1 protein-coding gene is annotated in these 1,566 nt (G+C 48.3%); it reads right to left on the bottom strand.

The genetic code is table 11. The annotated features are described in order from the left end of the window. Positions 1 to 20 precede the first annotated feature (20 nt). Positions 21 to 1,427 carry an IS5 family transposase gene (locus ACKTSG_RS14225; RefSeq protein WP_041091597.1) on the bottom strand — a complete coding sequence of 469 codons (1,407 nt, stop codon included), beginning with the start codon at positions 1,425 to 1,427 and terminating at the stop codon, positions 21 to 23. Positions 1,428 to 1,566: the final 139 nt, after the last annotated feature.

Genomic DNA, 1,566 nt, shown 5'->3' with positions numbered 1-1,566 from the left:
TAGTGGCTGGTGAATTAGCCCTAACTTTCAGGCAAATCCACGATAACTTTGTAATCAATCTTCACCGCAGTCTTATTCTTTTTGGCAGTAATCGAAATTGGTCTACTTAAAACTGCGAGAAGATTTTCCAAATTCGCCATGACCACACCAGTGTCTACGGCAACCGCAATTGTCTCTGCGGTCTTCTCTTTGACAAGATCCAATCCGAGATTCCCCTTTACGAACGAGAATCGGCGTTCAATTTCGCCGCGGCGGTTCTCTGCGTCTTGATCCTGATGGCGCTGTGCTGGATCCACATGCTTTGGTTTACGTCCAAGCCGCGGTCCACTCACGCGGATACCAAGGTTGGCACACATCCCAATGTTTTCGCGAGTTCGATACAGTGTGTCCAACAGTACCTCGTCTGGATATTCGCCGTGCACGTCGTAGTAGTGATCAAGTGTCGATCCAAGGTCACCACTTTCATTGAAGGCATTGAAAGAGAAACGCTCAATGTCAATCACGCCATCCATGATCGAAACATCGATCTTTGGTCCAAACTCAACCGGGGACTTTGATTTACCTCGCATGATTGGACGAATCTCCGGCTGACTTAAGCTTACGATCCGGTTTTCGACACGATGCGTGTGGTTGCGATACATGTAATCTTGTTGGTCAAAGACTAAGCGAATGACGCCAAGTCGCTTAGCCCGCGCCGCGGTCAAGGTCGCACCTTGGTCGATCATCTCATCGACATAGCGCAAGTCGCGACGAATGTATTGAAGTTGGGCTTTGATTTGCTTTTGTGTGAGCTTCCCCCAACGTCGTGGTTTGCGTGAAAAGGCAGTCCACTTTGCGTGAGCTTCACGCTTGTAAGTCCGTGGTGGTGCAATTTGAAGCTGTTTAGCCATGACTTTAATGTCATCTTCTAGGTTTGTTCTCGCCTGATTAAGTAGATGCGTATCTTGGGGAAACTTGATATTCACCGGAGTACAAGTTGCGTCGGTGATCATCACCGACTTGGTTGGTAAGTGGCGTTGAAGTCGTTCCCGAACCGTATCGGTCATGATATTGCGGATCAATTCAGAAATCGGCGCGATCCGCCGGCGAAAGTACGCCAGCGCCGTGTGATCGAATGGGACTTTAAGTTGATACTGAGGGATACCAATGAAGTATTGATAAGCCGGGGTGTCACGAATCGCTTCGACAACGTCTCGATCAGACAAACCAGTTCGTTGCTTGATCAACTGAGCACCATACAACAGGCGAAATGGTTTACCAGCACGGCCAAGCTTCGAAGGAAAAGCCAATTGGTATGCCTCGCTTAACTTCTGCCATGGCATTTGATCCGCAAGCTGAACCCACTCGTTGTCTGCACTGAGCGGTGTGCTCAGTGCAGTACCAAAGGATTCAATTGAGAGTTGCGTGACTGTTTGACGATAAACCATGGATAACGCCTCCGATAGGGTTGTGTAAAGTGCATGGGGATTGACGGAATACCGGGAATTCCTATGCATCTATTATACAACGATAACGGGTTAAGGAGCTGTTACAGATAACTTGGACAAATTATTCACCAGCCACTAC

The organism is Lacticaseibacillus salsurae, assembly GCF_045862175.1.
GTDB classification, from domain to species: Bacteria; Bacillota; Bacilli; order Lactobacillales; family Lactobacillaceae; genus Lacticaseibacillus; species Lacticaseibacillus salsurae.
Note: the sequence above shows the minus strand (reverse complement) of the source record. Positions and strands in the feature narration are given on the sequence as shown.